Raw genomic sequence first — 16,031 nt, 5'->3', positions numbered from 1 at the left:
TATGGCGTCTTGTAGCCGCTTTCAGGAAAGAGAATAGATGGCGAAGATTTTTTGCGTTGCGAACCAGAAGGGTGGGGTAGGCAAGACCACCACCACCGTCAACCTGTCGGCGGGCCTGGCAAAACTGGACCAGCGCGTGCTGCTGGTCGACCTCGACCCTCAGGGCAATGCGACCATGGGCGCGGGCATCAACAAGGCCGCGCTCGAGTCGTCGATCTACCAGGTGTTGCTGGGAGAGTCGGACGTGGCTGGCGTGCGCGTGCGCTCCGAGGCGGGGCGATTCGACGTGCTGCCCGCCAACCGCGAGCTGGCCGGCGCCGAAGTCGAGATGGTGTCGCTCGAAAACCGCGAGCGCCGCCTGAAGGACGCGCTGGCCGCGGTGGACGCCGACTACGACTTCATCCTGGTCGACTGCCCGCCCGCGTTGTCGCTGCTCACGCTCAACGGCCTGTGCGCCGCGCATGGCGTGATCATCCCGATGCAGTGCGAGTACTACGCGCTCGAGGGCTTGTCCGACCTGGTCAACACGATCAAGAAGGTGCACGCCAACCTGAACACCGACCTCAAGATCATCGGCCTGCTGCGGGTGATGTTCGACCCGCGCATGACGCTGTCGCAGCAGGTGTCGAACCAGCTCGAGCAGCACTTCGGCGACAAGGTGTTCAAGACCATCATCCCGCGCAACGTCCGCCTGGCCGAAGCGCCGTCCTACGGCATCCCGGGCGTGACCTTCGACCCATCGTCGAAAGGCGCGCAGGCGTATATCGCCTTTGGCGCGGAAATGGTCCAGCGCATCAAGACCATGTAATCACCACGAGAGCTGACACGACAATGGCAACCAAAAAACTCAAGGGACTGGGCCGCGGGCTCGACGCCCTGCTCGGCGGCGACATGGACGCCGCGCCCGCAGCAAGTAATCTACCTTCGGTCCTGGCGGTCACCCAGATCCAGGCCGGCAAGTACCAACCGCGTACCCGCATGGATGAAGTGAGCCTGTCCGAGCTGGCCGCCTCCATTAAAACCCAAGGCATCATGCAGCCGGTGCTGGTGCGTCCGCTGCCGGCGGGCAGCAGCACGCCGTACGAGATCATCGCCGGCGAACGGCGCTTCCGCGCGGCGCAGATGGCGGGCCTGGACGAGATCCCGGTGCTGGTGCGCGACGTCGACGACCAGGCCGCGGCCGCGATGGCCCTGATCGAGAACATGCAGCGCGAAGACCTGAATCCGCTCGAAGAGGCGCAGGGCATCCAGCGCCTGATCTCGGATTTCAATTTCACGCACGAGCAGGCGGCCGGCGCGGTCGGCCGCTCGCGCAGCGCGGTGTCGAACCTGCTGCGCCTGATCAACCTGGCGCAGCCGGTGCAGACCATGCTGATGGCGGGGGATATCGACATGGGCCATGCTAGAGCCTTGCTGGCGGTCGACAGCGCGAACCAGATCGCGCTGGCCAACCACGTCGTCGCCCGCCGCCTGTCGGTGCGCGAGACCGAGAAGCTGGTCGCCCGTGCGCTCGAAGAGCAAAGCGCCCCGGCCCAGCCGGCGCGCGCCAAGGACAAGCCGGGCGACATCGTCCGCCTTGAAGAAGAATTGTCCGACAGGCTGGCGACGCCGGTGCTGTTCAAGATGGGCGCGAAGGGCAGGGGACAAATGATCATCGACTTTGCCGACCTGGACATCCTCGAGGGTGTGCTCGCGCGTCTGCGCGCGTGAAAAACAGGGAGGCTACCCGGTCACACCGGGTGGCCTCCAGAGGGGCCGGCGACCAGCGAGTGGGCCACCTCCAAAGCGTTAGCGCTACCAACTTTCGCGCCACCCGGCGCGGTCCCGTCGCTACGCAGATCAGCGCAATTGTCACATTCGGCTCTATACACGATCTGAGCGTAAGTAGCTGAAAATATTGCGCTATCCGCCGGCATCGTGTCACATTTTTGCCAACTATTCGTCCCAGTTATAAGTGTGGAATCGTTTGACTCACGTCCGTATAACCACTTATAATTCCGGCGATTCTTGTAATTATCACCTCGTAGTACGTCCAAAATGCGCTAGCGCAAGAGCTAAAAGAATATGCTACGCATCGTTTCCCTGCAGTTGATAGCAACGGTAGTCGTCGGCCTGATCGCCGCACTACTGGGGGGACGGGCTGCGATGTTTTCGGCTGTACTGGGCGGTTTGTGTTGTGTCGTGCCCAACGGGATCATGGCAGTGCGCTTGTTCGCCGCGTCCGCATCTGGAACGGCTACTCCCGCGACATTTTTCATCTGGGAATTTGTAAAGATTGCATTAACGCTGGCGCTCCTGGGCGCAACCGCGTGGCTGTATCACGATCTGAACTGGCTGGCACTGGTCGCTGGAATCGTCGTGGCACTAAAAAGTTACATCATCTTATTATTTAGGCAATGACAACATGGCGACTCCAGTAGACGGCGCAGCGCACGCGCCCACCGCTTCAGAATACATCGTTCACCACCTGGGCCACCTGAAGAATCAGTATCAGGTCGGACCGGTCGACTTTTCGGTCGTCCACTTCGACACCTTGTTCTGGTCGATCGCCATGGGCCTGACCGCCTGCCTGCTGATGTGGGCCGCCGCCCGCAAGGCCACTTCCGGCGTTCCTGGCCGTTTCCAGGCTTTCGTCGAAATGATGTTCGAAATGGTCGATGACCAGGCCAAGACCATCGTGCACGGCGACCGCAGCTTCATCGCTCCGCTGGCGCTGACCGTGTTCGTCTGGATCGTCCTGATGAACGCGCTGGACTTGCTGCCGGTCGACATGTGGTCGTGGCTGTTCGCCGCCTTCGGCATCGAGCACATCTTCCCGTATCACCGCGTGGTCCCGACCGCCGACCTGAACGCGCCGATTGGCATGTCGCTGGGCGTGCTGCTGCTGATGATCTACTACGGCATCAAGATCAAGGGCTTCGGCGGCTGGCTCCATGAACTGTTCGCAGCACCGTTCGGCATCTGGATGGCGCCGTTCAACCTGCTCCTGAACCTCATCGAATACGCAGCAAAAATGGTGTCGCTCGGTATGCGACTGTTCGGCAACATGTTTGCCGGCGAACTGCTGTTCCTCTTGATCGCACTGCTGGGCGGTACCGCGACGATGTTCGGTTTCATCGGCCACGTGATTGCTGGCTCCATCTGGGCGATCTTCCACATCCTGATCGTGATCCTGCAGGCATTCATCTTCATGATGCTGACGCTGGTTTACCTCGGTCAGGCTCACGAAGGCCACTGATCGAAGCCGCAAGCATCGAGTGAATGTGGTTGTAAAGAAGTTGTAGTTTTTAATTTAGTTTTTAATTTAACTTTTGGAGTTTTTCATGACTGACCTTTCTTTTGTTGCACTGGCTTGCGGTTTGATCATCGGTCTGGGCGCAATCGGCGCTTGTATCGGTATCGCTCTGATGGGCGGTAAATACCTGGAAGCTTCTGCACGTCAGCCAGAACTGATGAACACCCTGCAGACCAAGATGTTCCTGCTGGCTGGTCTGATCGACGCGGCATTCCTGATCGGCGTTGGTATCGCCATGCTGTTCGCGTTCGCTAACCCGTTCGTTCCAGTCTAAGACTCGCGTCTCGAGGTCTTGAAGGGCCGAACCAGTTTCTGGTTCGGCATCCGTGTTTCTGTAAGAAGGATAAAACCGTGAACCTTAATGCAACCCTGCTTGCACAGCTCGTGGTCTTCTTCATCCTGGCGCTGTTCACGATGAAATTCGTGTGGCCGCCGCTGATGAAAGCGCTCGACGAGCGCGCCGCGAAGATCGCGAGTGGCCTGGCCGCTGCCGATCGCGGCAAGGCCGACCTGGCTGCCGCCGAAAAGCGCGTCCAGACCGAACTGGCCGGCGCCCGTGACGAAGTGCAGAAGCGCATCGCCGACGCCGAGAAGCGCGCCGCCGCGATCATCGAAGAAGCGAAGAAAACCGCCGCCGAAGAAGGCGCACGCATCGTCGCCGCCGCCAAGGCCGACGCCGAGCAGCAAGTGACGCGCGCGCGCGAAGAACTGCGTGGCCAGGTTGCAACCCTCGCGGTTGCCGGCGCCGAGCAGATCCTGAAGCGCGAAGTGAACGCAGCGGCCCACGCCGACCTGCTGTCGAAACTGTCGACCGAGCTCTGATCATGGCTGAACTCGCAACCGTCGCCCGCCCTTATGCCGAAGCGCTGTTCCGTGTCGCCCAGACCGGCGACATGAATGCGTACTCGGCCATCGCGTCGGAACTGGGCCAGATCGGCGCCATTCCCGATGTGCAGGCCTTCGCCAGCAACCCGAACGTCACGCAGGCACAACTGGCGGACACGATTGCGTCGCTGGTCAAGGCTCCGCTGAATGCTGAAGCGAAGAACTTTATCGCGATGCTGGCCGAAAACGGCCGCATCAACCTGCTGCCCGAGATCAGCACCCAGTTCGCGATCCTGAAGAACGCGAACGAAGGCGCAGCCGACGCGACGATTTTCAGCGCGTTCGAGATTTCGGCCGACCAGCTGAACGAGCTGGTCGCCACGCTGGAAAAGAAATTTGGCCGCAAGCTGAACCCAACGGTGACAGTGGATCCCTCGCTGATCGGTGGTGTGCGCGTGGTCGTCGGCGACGAAGTGCTCGATACCTCGGTACGCGCCAAGCTGCAACGGATGCACGTTGCACTGGCTTCGTAATCGATAGTGTGCACTCGCATAGGCCGGCGTCCCGCCCTTGCCCTACGCATCAAGAAACTATAATTGGAGTTAGCTAGCATGCAACTTAACCCATCTGAAATCAGCGAGCTGATCAAGAGCCGGATCCAGGGCCTGGAAGGCTCTGCAGACGTCCGCAACCAAGGCACCGTGATCTCGGTCGCCGACGGTATCTGCCGCATCCACGGTCTGTCGGACGTGATGCAGGGCGAGATGCTGGAATTCCCAGGCAACACCTTCGGCCTGGCAATGAACCTCGAGCGCGACTCGGTCGGCGCCGTCATCCTGGGTGCCTACGAGCACATCTCGGAAGGCGACACCGTCAAGACCACCGGCCGCATCCTGGAAGTGCCGATCGGTCCTGAGCTGCGTGGCCGCGTGGTCAACGCCCTGGGCCAGCCGATCGACGGCAAGGGTCCGATCGCCACCACCCTGACCGCCCCGATCGAAAAGATCGCGCCAGGCGTCATCGCGCGTGAATCGGTGTCGCAGCCTATGCAGACCGGCATCAAGTCGATCGACGCGATGGTGCCGATCGGCCGTGGCCAGCGTGAGCTGATCATCGGCGACCGCCAGACCGGCAAGTCGGCCGTGGCAGTGGATGCGATCATCAACCAGAAAGGCCAGGGCGTCACCTGCGTTTACGTCGCGATCGGCCAGAAGGCATCGACCATCAAGAACATCGTGCGTTCGCTGGAACAGCACGGCGCGATGGAATACACCATTGTTGTCGCAGCATCGGCGTCGGAATCGGCCGCCATGCAGTACATCTCGGCCTACTCGGGCTGCGCAATGGGCGAATACTTCCGCGACCGCGGCGAAGACGCGCTGATCGTGTACGACGACCTGTCGAAGCAAGCAGTTGCCTACCGCCAGATTTCGCTGCTGCTGCGCCGCCCACCAGGCCGCGAAGCCTACCCAGGCGACGTGTTCTACCTGCACAGCCGTCTGCTCGAGCGCGCAGCGCGCGTGAACGCCGACTACGTCGAGAAGTTCACGGGCGGCGCCGTCACCGGCAAGACCGGTTCGCTGACCGCACTGCCGATCATCGAAACCCAGGCTGGCGACGTCTCGGCCTTCGTGCCGACCAACGTGATTTCGATTACCGACGGCCAGATCTTCCTGGAGACCTCGCTGTTCAACGCCGGTATCCGTCCTGCGATCAACGCCGGTATCTCGGTGTCGCGCGTCGGTGGCGCCGCCCAGACCAAGGTCATCAAGGGCCTGTCGGGCGGTATCCGTACCGACCTGGCGCAGTACCGTGAACTGGCTGCGTTCGCGCAGTTCGCATCGGACCTGGACGAGTCGACCCGCAAGCAGCTGGACCGTGGCGCGCGCGTCACCGAACTGCTGAAGCAGCCGCAGTTCTCGCCGCTGTCGACCTCGCTGATGGCCGCATCGCTGTTCGCCGTCAACAAGGGCTACCTGGACGATATCGAAGTCAAGAAAGTGCTGCCGTTCGAGCACGGTCTGCATGCCTTCCTGAAGTCGGGTCACGCGTCCCTGCTGTCGAAGATCGACGAAACCAAGCAACTGGACAAGGACAGCGAAGCACTGCTGGCCGCCGCCATTGCTGATTTCAAGAAATCCGGCGCATATTAATTGATGGACCGGCGCCAACCGAGGTTGGCGCCGGTGCCCGGAAGGAGTAAGGACTCATGGCAGCAGGCAAAGAGATTCGTGGCAAGATCAAGAGCGTAGAAAATACGAAGAAGATCACCAAGGCGATGGAAATGGTCGCCGCATCGAAAATGCGCAAGGCGCAGGATCGCATGCGCGCCGCCCGTCCCTACAGTGACAAGGTTCGTAACATCACCGCCAATCTGGCCAACGCAAACCCGGAGTACACGCACGCATTCATGGCGCAAGCCAAGGGCGTGTCGGCAAAGGCAGTGGGTTTCATCGTCATCACGACCGACAAGGGTCTGTGCGGCGGCATGAACACCAACATCCTGCGCCAGGTAACGCAGAAGGCGCGTGAGCAGGAGCAGCTGGGCAACCGTGTCGAGGCAGTCGCCATCGGCAACAAGGGCCTGGGCTTCCTGAACCGCGTCGGCATGAAGCTGGTGTCGCAAGCGACCCAGCTGGGCGATGCCCCGCAACTGGACAAGCTGATCGGACCGGTCAAAGTGATGCTGGACGCGTACCAGGAAGGCAAGCTCGATGCCGTCTACCTGTGCTACACCAAGTTCATCAACACGATGAAGCAGGAAACGATGGTCGAGCAACTGCTCCCGCTGCCAGCGAAAGCGCTGGAAGCCGACGCAGGCGCCCACGGCTGGGACTACATCTACGAACCGGAAGCGCAAGTCGTCATCGACGAGCTGCTGGTGCGTTATGTGGAAGCGCTGGTGTACCAGGCAGTGGCGGAAAACCTGGCGTCCGAGCAATCGGCGCGCATGGTCGCGATGAAGGCCGCGAGCGATAACGCCGGCAGTGTCATCAGCGACCTGAAGCTGGTCTACAACAAGACCCGCCAGGCTGCGATTACCAAAGAACTCTCCGAGATCGTTTCGGGCGCAGCGGCAGTCTGATCAATTGGGGGAAAGAGCGGGCCGCGCAGGCTTAAGCGAGCGTAGCGAGCGTACTCTGCCCCCAACTGACCATAACTGACTGTGCTTTTAACGGTTTAAGTAAAAGAATCTAACTATATATCTGAAGGAACGAACATGGCTGATGGCAAAATCGTTCAGTGTATCGGCGCCGTGGTTGACGTGGAATTCCCACGTAACGCCATGCCGAAAGTGTACGACGCACTGAAAATGGAAGGCTCCGAACTGACCCTGGAAGTCCAGCAACAGCTGGGCGACGGCGTGGTCCGTACCATTGCTCTGGGCAGCTCGGAAGGCCTGCGTCGCGGCATGATGATCCAGAACACCGGCAATCCGATCATGGTGCCAGTCGGCGTGCCGACCCTGGGCCGTATCATGGACGTGCTGGGCAACCCGATCGACGAATGCGGTCCGGTCAGCCATGAGCGCATGGCATCGATCCACCGCGATGCGCCGGCCTACGACGAACTGTCGCCGTCGACCGACCTGCTGGAAACCGGCATCAAGGTCATCGACCTGGTCTGCCCGTTCGCCAAAGGCGGTAAGGTCGGCCTGTTCGGCGGCGCCGGCGTCGGCAAGACCGTCAACATGATGGAACTGATCAACAACATCGCCAAGGCGCACTCGGGTCTGTCCGTGTTCGCCGGCGTGGGTGAGCGTACCCGTGAAGGTAACGACTTCTACCACGAGATGGCCGATGCAAAAGTCGTCGACCTGGAAAACCCAGCCAACTCGAAAGTGGCGATGGTCTACGGTCAGATGAACGAACCACCAGGCAACCGTCTGCGCGTCGCGCTGACCGGCCTGACCATGGCGGAAGCGTTCCGTGACGAAGGCAAGGACGTCCTGTTCTTCGTCGACAACATCTACCGCTACACCCTGGCCGGTACCGAAGTCTCGGCACTGCTGGGCCGTATGCCATCGGCAGTGGGCTACCAGCCTACCCTGGCCGAAGAAATGGGCCGCCTGCAGGAGCGCATCACCTCGACCAAGACCGGTTCGATCACCTCGATCCAGGCCGTCTACGTCCCTGCGGATGACTTGACCGACCCGTCGCCTGCAACCACCTTCGCCCACCTGGACTCGACCGTCGTTCTGTCGCGTGACATCGCTTCGCTGGGTATCTACCCTGCGGTCGACCCACTCGATTCGACCTCGCGCCAGCTGGACCCGCTGGTCGTCGGCGAAGAGCACTACTCGACCGCGCGCGCCGTGCAGGGCACCCTGCAGCGCTACAAGGAACTGCGTGACATCATCGCGATTCTGGGCATGGACGAACTGGCGCCAGAAGACAAGCTGGTCGTCGCTCGCGCACGCAAGATGCAGCGTTTCCTGTCGCAGCCGTTCCACGTCGCTGAAGTGTTCACCGGCGCACCAGGCAAGTACGTTTCGCTGAAAGACACGATCAAGGGCTTCAAGATGATCGCATCGGGCGAACTGGATCACCTGCCGGAGCAAGCGTTCTACATGGTCGGCACGATCGAAGAGGCAATCGAGAAAGCCAAGAAACTGGCTGCCTAAGTCGGTTCGTCTAACTGAAGGACACACATGGCAAACACATTTCTCGTTGACGTAGTCTCGGCCGAAGAGCAGATCTTCTCCGGCCAGGCCGAATTCGTCGCGTTGCCGGGTGAAGCGGGTGAGCTGGGTATCTACCCGAAGCACACCCCCTTGATCACGCGCATCCGCCCGGGCGCCGTGCGCATCCAGGTGGCCGGCGGCGGCGAAGAGTTCGTCTTCGTAGCAGGCGGTATCCTCGAAGTGCAGCCGAACGGCGTGACCGTGCTGGCCGACACCGCGATCCGCGGCGCCGACCTCGACGAAGCGAAGGCAAACGCGGCCAAGAAGCAGGCCGAAGAGCTGATGCTGAACAAGGAATCGACCATCGACTACGCGAAAGCCCAGGCCGAAATGGCCGCCGCGATCGCGCAGCTGGCGGCGATCCAGAAGCTGCGGTCGAAAGGCCGTTGAGCTGAACAAGCTCGGCAACGAAAAGGGGCAGCCTGCGGGCTGCCTTTTTTTATATCCCGGTTTTTTATCGGTTCATCGAAACCGAATCGCAGTTCGTCGGATTTTTCACCGCTACCCATAAGGCAGAGTTAGAGTATCAAGAACACAACTTGCCAAGAAGGGTAGCCGTCATGCTGAAACTCTCCGCCGTCGCTGTTGCTGTCATCCTGCTGTCGAATCCCGTGCTGGCGCAAGCGCAGCAGCCGGCCACCAAGGCCTCTGCGGCGCAGCCGCTGGCCAGCAAGCTCGACGCGCTGTTCAAGCCCCAGTTCAAGGCGGGAGACCCCGGCGCCACGGTCATCGTGGTCAAGGACGGCAAGACGGTGTTTAGGAAGGCCTATGGCGCCGCCGACGTGGCCGCGAAGACGCCACTGACGCCCGGCACCGTGCTGCGCCTCGGCTCGATCACCAAGCAGTTCACGGCGGTGGCGATCCTGATGCTGGCCGAGGAGGGCAAGCTGGCCCTGAACGATCCGATCACGCGCTTCTTCCCCGACTATCCAACCCAGGGCAAGGTCATCACCGTCGAGCACCTGCTGACCCATACCTCGGGCATCGTCAGCTATACCGGCAAGTCGGGCTATGTGGCGACGATGGGGAAGGACTTCACCGTCGCCCAGATGATCGACGGCTTCAGGAACGATCCGCTCGAGTTCGAACCCGGCACCCAGTTCCGCTACAACAATAGCGGCTATTTCCTGCTCGGCGCGATCATCGAGCGGGTGTCTGGCACGAGCTACGCCAGCTTCCTCGAACGGCGCATCTTCACGCCGCTGGGCATGAAGGACACCGCGTATGAAGGCGTCGAGCGTTCGAACGCGCCGCGCGCGGTCGGCTACAGCGCGCAGGAGAAGGGGTTCGCGCCGGCGCAGCCGCTGTCCATGAGCCAGCCGTATGCGGCCGGCGCGCTGGTATCGACCGTGGACGACCTGGCGAAATGGGATGCCGCCATCGCCTCCGGCAAGCTGCTGAAACCCGCGAGCTGGAAGATGGCCTTCACGCCCTACAAGCTGAACCCGGAGAAGTCGACCGGCTACGGCTACGGCTGGAGCGTGGGCGCCCTGCAGGGCGCGCCAGTGATCGAGCATGGGGGCGGCATCAATGGCTTTCGCACCCATGCGCTGCGCCTGCCGGAGCAGAAGATCTTCGTCGCGGTGCTGAGCAATGCGGACAGCGGTAATGCCAATCCCGAGGTGCTGGCCAAGAAGGCGGCGGCGCTGGCGATGGGCAAGCCGTTCATGGAGCTGAAGGAAGTCAAGCTCGATGCCAGGGCCATCGATGCATTCACAGGGGTATACGACATCGACGGCAAGGAAAAGCGCACCTTCACCAGCCGCGACGGCAAGCTGATGATGGCGCGCGGCGACCGGTCGCCGGCCGCCCTCACTTCCTATTCGAAGGATGGCTTCTTCGTCCCCGGGACGCTGGCGCGCTTCGAGTTCGGGCGCGATGCGCAGGGCAAGGTCAGCCACGTCACGGTCGACAATGCGGGCGAGCGGACGCGCAACGAGCGCATTGGCGATGCGCCCGCCGAACGCGAAGCGGTCAAGATCGACAACGCCGGCTTCGACGCGCGTGCCGGCGCCTACCAGCTTGCGCCGCAGTTCACGATCACGGTCAGCCGCGAGGGCGAACGCTATTATGCGCAGGCGACCGGGCAGCGCAGGATCGAGATCTTCCCGGCCAGCGAAGACGTGTTCTTCTCGCGCGACGTGAATGCCGAACTCCGGTTCGAGAAGGGCGCGGATGGCGCGCCGGTGGTCGTGTTGCACCAGGACGGCCAGGCCACGCCTGGCACGCGACTTCAGTAAGCACTAACTGAGCAGGTCGCAGCTTATTTCGCGGCCTGCTCCTGCGCCAGGCGCAAGGCCACCTTGTGCCTGAAATAATCGTCCTTCACGTAGCGGTACAGGTTCTCGCCCGGGCACACGGTCTTGTCCGAGTAATCGCGGTGGCTCTGGATGTCGTCCAGCGAGACCTGGTATTTGTCCGCCAGCATGGCCATCAGGCGCACCACCGCATCGAGCTGCTGCTGGTTCGGCTCCACCTCCTCGAAATTGCCGACCACCTCGATCAGCGCATGTCCCTTCGGATCGTATTCGGTATTGGTGTCGCCGGCATAGGCGATGTCGCGCGCGCCGTAGATGCGGCCTTCCAGGTCGATCACGTAGTGATAGGGGATGTCGAGCCAGCCTTTCTCGGCGCGCGACCAGGTCTGCAGGCGGCGCAGGTAGGCTTGCGGATCGGTCCCCGGCTTGAACGGCTCGCCCTGGTGGTGCAGCGTGATGTGGGTGATGCGGTGGCGGCGCGCCTTCGCATCAATGGACGGCGTGCCGCCCCAGCTGGCGACCGGCACGATGGCGCGTTCGACGTCGTGCAGGGATTCGGCGCCATGCGCACCGGCGAACGAACAGGCCAGCGCAAGAAAGGCGGCGAAACGCGAAACAGGTCCGAGGCTCATGGGCAGCTATTCAGGATGGATGAGCCGTCATCTTTCCACGTTTGACCGTGCAACGCCAGCATATCCAAACCTGATAAGCTGATTCCAACGATAACAACAGCCAGGACACAGCATGCGAACCATCACCCAGATCCTCCGTGACAGCAAGATCATCGCCATCGTCGGCATGTCGAACAAAGAAGACCGCGCCAGCAACGAAGTGGGCGCCTACTTGCAGCACAACGGCTACCGCATCCTGCCCGTCAACCCGAGCTATGCCGGCCAGACCATCCACGGCGAGACCGTGTACGCCACCTTGCAAGAGGCCGCCGACGCCCTGGCCGGCAGCGGCCAGCGCATCGACATCGTCGACTGCTTCCGCAAATCCGAGGACATCGGGCCGATCGCGCGCGACGCCATCGCCGTGCGCGCCGGCTGCCTGTGGATGCAGCTCGACATCGAGAACCAGGCGGCAGCCGACCTGGCGCGCGCCGCCGGGCTGGACGTGGTCATGAACCACTGCATCAAGATCGAGCACCGCAATCTGGAGGATTGAGAAAAGCGTTGGCCGCCGGGGTTGCCGCTTGCGCTACAATCGACGCATCTTAACCCCGTCAATACCACGCCATGATCAAGACCATCGTCCTGCTGCTCGCCGCCACGGCCGCTGTCAGCGTCACCCAGCCGGCACGCGCGCAGGCCGCGCCGGCCGCCGCGCTGACCAAGAGCCCGGCCGCCTGCCCGGCCGTCCTGAAGCACAGCTTCAAGCGCCTGCAGGACGAGGCGCCGCAAGACCTCTGCCAGTACGCCGGCAAGGTGGTGCTGGTGGTGAACACGGCCAGCTACTGCGGCTTCACCAAGCAGTACGAAGGTCTCGAGAAAATCTACGCCAAGTACGGCGGCCGCGGCCTCGTGATCCTGGGCTTCCCGTCGAACGACTTCGGCCAGCAGGAACCGGGCAGCGCCAAGGAAATCGCCGACCTGTGCTTCAACACCTATGGCGTCAAGTTCCCGATGTTCGCCAAGAGCTCGGTCAAGGGCCCGCAAGCCAATCCGCTGCACGCGCAACTGATCAAGGCCACCGGCCAGGAACCGAAGTGGAATTTCACCAAATACCTGATCGGCCGTGACGGCAAGGTGCTCGACTACTTCCCGAGCAAGGTCACGCCGGAAGATCCTCAGCTGACCGGGAAGATCGAAGCGGCGCTGTAATCGTCTAACGCAGTGCGAGGTGCAGGATGGGGTAGGGCTTGCCGAACGGGTCCTGCTCCGACCGTCCCGCCACCGCGAAGCCCATGCGTTCGTAGAAGCCGAGCGCCTGCTGGTTCTGCTCATTGACGTCCACTTGCGTGGCTTTCAATTGCGCGATCGCGAATTCCACCAGGGCCCGTCCGGCGCCCTGGCCGCGGTGCTGCGGGTCGACGAACAGCATCTCGATCATGCCCTCGCTCACGCCGATGAAGGCGCAGGGCTGGCCGGCCTCGTCGCGCACGCAATGCAGCGGCGTGAACTCGCGCAGGGTGCGCTCCACGATCGGCACCAGCAGCAGGAAATCGTCCGGATGCAGGAAGTCGTGGGTCGCTTGCACGGATGCTTCCCAGATGTCGAACAGGCGCGGCAGGTCGTCGTTTGCGGCGAGGGTGATGCTTGGCATGGCGGTTCCTTCCGAATGATTCTTTCGTCTCAGAGATATAACCTAGGAAATAGGCGTTTTATAAACCATACTAATAGCATGGTCATTTTGATGTAGATCATAGTTTGTTTTTCCCTACATCAATAAGCTTACCTTCGTCGCAGATGACATAAAACGAAGAAAGGTAAGAAAAAGATGAAAACGACGATGAAAACCGTGCTGGTGGCCCTGATCGCCATGGCGTCCGCCCAGGCGCTGGCGCAGGAATCTCCATGGCTGGTGCGCGCCCGCGCCGTGTACGTCGACCCGGACAACAAATCGACCCCGATCGCCGGCGTCGGCGCGGCGGACCGCCTCGAAGTGAGCACGAAGACCATTCCCGAGCTGGACATCAGCTATTTCTTCACCCCGCACATCGCGGCCGAGCTGATCCTGACTTATCCACAGAAGCACAAGGCCCGGCTGGACGGCGCCGAGATCGGCACCTTCAAGCACCTGCCGCCGACCCTGAACCTGCAATACCACTTCACCCCCGGCGCGGCCATCAGCCCTTATATCGGGGCCGGCGTGAACTACACCCGCATGTCGAGCGTCAAGCTGCTCGATGGCGCCGGCGATCTGGAAAACGATAGCTGGGGCCTGTCGCTGCAGGCCGGCGTCGACTTCCGCCTGAACGAACACTGGTCGGTCAACGCCGACGTCAAGAAGCTCAAGCTGCGCAGCGATGTATATGTCGGCGGGGCCAAGGCCAGCCACCTGAAGGTCGATCCGGTACTGTTCGGGCTGGGCGTGGGTTACCGCTTCTAGGATCACGTCCGTCCGTTTCCCTGCGCGGGCTTCCAGCAAAAGCAATGGGCATGGAAACGGGCAGGGCGTGAATCATGGCGCCGCTTTTATGGCGTATCAACGAGCACGGCCCGCAGCGGCCCGCGCAGTGCGTTGCAGACGACGATGTCGTCGGCCTGCGCCAGCATCTCACGCGTGATCACGGCTTCGCGCGCATGCCACGCGGGCGCGGCCAGCATCACGCCGCGCATCACGCCCGGCAGCACACCGGCCGACAGCGGCGGCGTGAGCCATTCTTCGCCGAAGCGCAGGAACACGCTGCTGCGTCCCCCTTCCGTCAATTCGTCACGCTCGTTGAAGAACAGCATATCGAAGGCGCCTTGCGCCTCGGCCGCCTTCCATGCGGCGTCGTAGCGGCTGCGGATACTCGTCTTGTGGCGCAGGAAGATATCTCCGCTGTGCGTCGGCTCCTGGGCCAGCAGCAGGGTGACCGGCTCGTGCAATGGCGCCAGCTCGCCGGAGGTCAGCGTCAGCGCGCCGGCATGGTCCACCGCCAGGCGCAGGCGGTGCAGCGCATCGGAGGGCAGGGCCTGGCTGGCGTCCAGCAGCGCCACATGCGCCGCGCCGCGGTCGAAGGCGAAGCCGAAATAGGCGCACGATGCTGTCATGCGGTCGAGATGCTGCTCCAGATGGCGGCAGCCATGCTCGCGCGAGGCGCGGATGGTCTCGAAGATGGTGAACTCGTTGGCGAGGCCCGTGAGAAAACGCGCCTTCAGCTGGCACTCGGCGTATTCGGATGGCGCATCGCTGTCGTAGACGATGCCGGCGCCGACGCCCAGCTCCCCGCGCCGGATGCCGCCCGTCGGCGCACCAAGCGCCAGCGTCCGGATCGGCACCGACAGGCAGAAGTCGCCGTAGGGGCGGCCAGGCGGCGCCGGATCGAACCAGCCGATCGCGCCGGTATAGATGCCGCGCGCATCGGGTTCGAGTTCGTGGATGATCTCCATCGTGCGCCGCTTCGGCGCGCCGGTGATCGAGCCGCACGGGTACAGGGCCTTGAAGATCTCTTCCAGGCCCGCGTCAAGGCGCAGGCGCGCCTGCACGGTCGACGTCATCTGCAGCACCGCGCCGTAGCGCTGCACGTCGAACAGGGCCGGCACCTCGACGCTGCCGGTCTGCGCCACGCGACCCAGGTCGTTGCGCAGCAGGTCGACGATCATCAGGTTCTCGGCGCGGTTCTTGGTGTCCTGCGCGAGGGCCTGGGCGCGCGCGGCGTCGATATCGACATCGCCGCTGGCCGGCGCCGTGCCCTTCATCGGCCGCGCCACCAGCATGCCCGCTTCATGGCGTACGAACAGCTCGGGCGAGAACGACAGCACGGCGCCGCCGCCAGGCAGCGTCACCAGCGCGCCATATGGCACCGGCTGGCGCGCGCGCAGGCGCGTGTACAGGGCGAGCAGCGAACCGAAGGCGTCGAAGCGCAGGCGCCAGGTGTAGTTGACCTGGTAGGTGTCGCCGGCCGCGATGTAGTCGCGGATGCGGTCGATCGCTTCGGTGAACCGCGCTTCATCGACATTCGCGGCGATGCCGGCGACGCCGGCCGGCTCGAGGTCCATGCTGCGCGTCGCCAGCCACGACGCCACCTGCTCGCCCGTCATGCGCTCGCAATGGTTGAATAGCAGCACCTGCGCCAGAGGGCCTGCGAGCGGCCGGGCCGGCAGGCCCTCCAGGTGCGCCCCCAGTTCATAGCTCAAGAGCGGCACGGCGTGCAGGCCGCTTTGTAGCGCCTGCGACAGCGCCGCCACCAGCCGCGGCCAGCCGGCCGCGTCCTCGCACCTCAGCGTGCCCGCATGTCCGCTGTACAGGCGCGAGCGCGCCTCCTGCGTGGCGCGGGCATCGTCCAGCAGCGCGAAGACTTCGCCGGTATCCATCCTGTCGA

General features: G+C 62.7%; 18 protein-coding genes. 15 read left to right on the top strand and 3 right to left on the bottom strand.

What is annotated here, in order from left to right; translation table 11 throughout:
* Positions 1-37: 37 nt before the first annotated feature.
* The 12 genes from DIR46_RS13600 to DIR46_RS13545 all read left to right on the top strand — a co-directional run bounded on the left by DIR46_RS13600 (position 38) and on the right by DIR46_RS13545 (position 11,044).
* The gene (locus tag DIR46_RS13600) at positions 38-808 is read left to right on the top strand and encodes a ParA family protein (RefSeq protein WP_109345705.1); all 771 of its coding nucleotides are present in this window, start codon (positions 38-40) and stop codon (positions 806-808) included.
* A 23-nt stretch (positions 809-831) separates the two neighbouring features.
* On the top strand, positions 832-1,710 hold the full coding sequence (locus DIR46_RS13595; RefSeq protein WP_109345704.1) for a ParB/RepB/Spo0J family partition protein: 879 nt from the start codon (positions 832-834) through the stop codon (positions 1,708-1,710).
* Between the two features lie 354 nt (positions 1,711-2,064).
* Positions 2,065-2,400, top strand: coding sequence for an ATP synthase subunit I (locus DIR46_RS13590; protein WP_109345703.1), 336 nt, complete (start codon positions 2,065-2,067; stop codon positions 2,398-2,400).
* A gap of 4 nt (positions 2,401-2,404) precedes the next feature.
* Positions 2,405-3,238 carry a F0F1 ATP synthase subunit A gene (gene atpB, locus DIR46_RS13585; RefSeq protein WP_109345702.1) on the top strand — a complete coding sequence of 278 codons (834 nt, stop codon included), beginning with the start codon at positions 2,405-2,407 and terminating at the stop codon, positions 3,236-3,238.
* Positions 3,239-3,323: 85 nt separating this feature from the next.
* On the top strand, positions 3,324-3,569 hold the full coding sequence (atpE, locus tag DIR46_RS13580; RefSeq protein WP_005664041.1) for a F0F1 ATP synthase subunit C: 246 nt from the start codon (positions 3,324-3,326) through the stop codon (positions 3,567-3,569).
* Between the two features lie 77 nt (positions 3,570-3,646).
* Complete coding sequence (locus DIR46_RS13575) at positions 3,647-4,117, top strand: F0F1 ATP synthase subunit B (protein WP_109345701.1); 471 nt, start codon at positions 3,647-3,649, stop codon at positions 4,115-4,117.
* A gap of 2 nt (positions 4,118-4,119) precedes the next feature.
* On the top strand, positions 4,120-4,653 hold the full coding sequence (locus DIR46_RS13570; RefSeq protein ID WP_109345700.1) for a F0F1 ATP synthase subunit delta: 534 nt from the start codon (positions 4,120-4,122) through the stop codon (positions 4,651-4,653).
* Positions 4,654-4,731: 78 nt separating this feature from the next.
* Positions 4,732-6,273: a F0F1 ATP synthase subunit alpha gene (atpA, locus tag DIR46_RS13565; RefSeq protein WP_109345699.1), complete on the top strand. Its 1,542-nt coding sequence runs from the start codon at positions 4,732-4,734 to the stop codon at positions 6,271-6,273.
* A 56-nt stretch (positions 6,274-6,329) separates the two neighbouring features.
* Positions 6,330-7,205: a F0F1 ATP synthase subunit gamma gene (gene atpG, locus DIR46_RS13560; RefSeq protein WP_071360947.1), complete on the top strand. Its 876-nt coding sequence runs from the start codon at positions 6,330-6,332 to the stop codon at positions 7,203-7,205.
* A gap of 135 nt (positions 7,206-7,340) precedes the next feature.
* On the top strand, positions 7,341-8,744 hold the full coding sequence (gene atpD, locus DIR46_RS13555) for a F0F1 ATP synthase subunit beta (RefSeq protein ID WP_005664031.1): 1,404 nt from the start codon (positions 7,341-7,343) through the stop codon (positions 8,742-8,744).
* 27 nt (positions 8,745-8,771) lie between these two features.
* A complete protein-coding gene (locus tag DIR46_RS13550; protein WP_109345698.1) occupies positions 8,772-9,194 on the top strand; it encodes a F0F1 ATP synthase subunit epsilon in 423 nt (140 codons plus the stop codon).
* Positions 9,195-9,364: 170 nt separating this feature from the next.
* Complete coding sequence (locus DIR46_RS13545) at positions 9,365-11,044, top strand: serine hydrolase (protein ID WP_109345697.1); 1,680 nt, start codon at positions 9,365-9,367, stop codon at positions 11,042-11,044.
* Positions 11,045-11,067: 23 nt separating this feature from the next.
* Here the strand turns inward: DIR46_RS13545 and DIR46_RS13540 are convergent, their stop codons facing one another.
* Complete coding sequence (locus tag DIR46_RS13540) at positions 11,068-11,694, bottom strand: peptidoglycan recognition protein family protein (protein WP_109345696.1); 627 nt, start codon at positions 11,692-11,694, stop codon at positions 11,068-11,070.
* A 112-nt stretch (positions 11,695-11,806) separates the two neighbouring features.
* Between DIR46_RS13540 and DIR46_RS13535 the strand changes: the two genes are divergently transcribed.
* Both DIR46_RS13535 and DIR46_RS13530 read left to right on the top strand, forming a co-directional pair.
* Positions 11,807-12,229 carry a CoA-binding protein gene (locus tag DIR46_RS13535; protein ID WP_109345695.1) on the top strand — a complete coding sequence of 141 codons (423 nt, stop codon included), beginning with the start codon at positions 11,807-11,809 and terminating at the stop codon, positions 12,227-12,229.
* 71 nt (positions 12,230-12,300) lie between these two features.
* A complete protein-coding gene (locus tag DIR46_RS13530; protein ID WP_109345694.1) occupies positions 12,301-12,885 on the top strand; it encodes a glutathione peroxidase in 585 nt (194 codons plus the stop codon).
* A 4-nt stretch (positions 12,886-12,889) separates the two neighbouring features.
* Here DIR46_RS13530 and DIR46_RS13525 read toward each other — a convergent pair whose 3' ends face one another.
* Positions 12,890-13,327, bottom strand: coding sequence for an acetyltransferase (locus tag DIR46_RS13525; protein WP_109345693.1), 438 nt, complete (start codon positions 13,325-13,327; stop codon positions 12,890-12,892).
* A gap of 174 nt (positions 13,328-13,501) precedes the next feature.
* On the opposite strand from DIR46_RS13525, the gene DIR46_RS13520 reads away from it, so the two are divergent.
* Entirely contained in the window at positions 13,502-14,113 is a 612-nt protein-coding gene (locus DIR46_RS13520; RefSeq protein ID WP_109345692.1) for an OmpW/AlkL family protein, read from the top strand.
* Between the two features lie 86 nt (positions 14,114-14,199).
* Here DIR46_RS13520 and pabB read toward each other — a convergent pair whose 3' ends face one another.
* A complete protein-coding gene (pabB, locus tag DIR46_RS13515) occupies positions 14,200-16,023 on the bottom strand; it encodes an aminodeoxychorismate synthase component I (RefSeq protein WP_109345691.1) in 1,824 nt (607 codons plus the stop codon).
* Between the last annotated feature and the right edge of the window lie 8 nt (positions 16,024-16,031).

The sequence above is a fragment of the Massilia oculi genome (assembly GCF_003143515.1).
GTDB lineage: Bacteria > Pseudomonadota > Gammaproteobacteria > Burkholderiales > Burkholderiaceae_D > Telluria > Telluria oculi.
The sequence above is the reverse complement of the archived record's forward strand: the minus strand, read 5'-3'. Positions and strand labels throughout refer to the sequence as shown.

What these genes read in the sequence shown, in the direction of transcription:
- DIR46_RS13600 (WP_109345705.1), top strand. Translation starts at nt 38, where the DNA reads ATGGCGAAGATTTTTTGCGTTGCGAACCAGAAGGGTGGGGTAGGCAAG.
- DIR46_RS13595 (WP_109345704.1), top strand. Translation starts at nt 832, where the DNA reads ATGGCAACCAAAAAACTCAAGGGACTGGGCCGCGGGCTCGACGCCCTG.
- DIR46_RS13590 (WP_109345703.1), top strand. Translation starts at nt 2,065, where the DNA reads ATGCTACGCATCGTTTCCCTGCAGTTGATAGCAACGGTAGTCGTCGGC.
- atpB (WP_109345702.1), top strand. Translation starts at nt 2,405, where the DNA reads ATGGCGACTCCAGTAGACGGCGCAGCGCACGCGCCCACCGCTTCAGAA.
- atpE (WP_005664041.1), top strand. Translation starts at nt 3,324, where the DNA reads ATGACTGACCTTTCTTTTGTTGCACTGGCTTGCGGTTTGATCATCGGT.
- DIR46_RS13570 (WP_109345700.1), top strand. Translation starts at nt 4,120, where the DNA reads ATGGCTGAACTCGCAACCGTCGCCCGCCCTTATGCCGAAGCGCTGTTC.
- atpA (WP_109345699.1), top strand. Translation starts at nt 4,732, where the DNA reads ATGCAACTTAACCCATCTGAAATCAGCGAGCTGATCAAGAGCCGGATC.
- atpG (WP_071360947.1), top strand. Translation starts at nt 6,330, where the DNA reads ATGGCAGCAGGCAAAGAGATTCGTGGCAAGATCAAGAGCGTAGAAAAT.
- atpD (WP_005664031.1), top strand. Translation starts at nt 7,341, where the DNA reads ATGGCTGATGGCAAAATCGTTCAGTGTATCGGCGCCGTGGTTGACGTG.
- DIR46_RS13550 (WP_109345698.1), top strand. Translation starts at nt 8,772, where the DNA reads ATGGCAAACACATTTCTCGTTGACGTAGTCTCGGCCGAAGAGCAGATC.
- DIR46_RS13545 (WP_109345697.1), top strand. Translation starts at nt 9,365, where the DNA reads ATGCTGAAACTCTCCGCCGTCGCTGTTGCTGTCATCCTGCTGTCGAAT.
- DIR46_RS13540 (WP_109345696.1), bottom strand. Translation starts at nt 11,694, where the DNA reads ATGAGCCTCGGACCTGTTTCGCGTTTCGCCGCCTTTCTTGCGCTGGCC.
- DIR46_RS13535 (WP_109345695.1), top strand. Translation starts at nt 11,807, where the DNA reads ATGCGAACCATCACCCAGATCCTCCGTGACAGCAAGATCATCGCCATC.
- DIR46_RS13530 (WP_109345694.1), top strand. Translation starts at nt 12,301, where the DNA reads ATGATCAAGACCATCGTCCTGCTGCTCGCCGCCACGGCCGCTGTCAGC.
- DIR46_RS13525 (WP_109345693.1), bottom strand. Translation starts at nt 13,327, where the DNA reads ATGCCAAGCATCACCCTCGCCGCAAACGACGACCTGCCGCGCCTGTTC.
- DIR46_RS13520 (WP_109345692.1), top strand. Translation starts at nt 13,502, where the DNA reads ATGAAAACGACGATGAAAACCGTGCTGGTGGCCCTGATCGCCATGGCG.
- pabB (WP_109345691.1), bottom strand. Translation starts at nt 16,023, where the DNA reads ATGGATACCGGCGAAGTCTTCGCGCTGCTGGACGATGCCCGCGCCACG.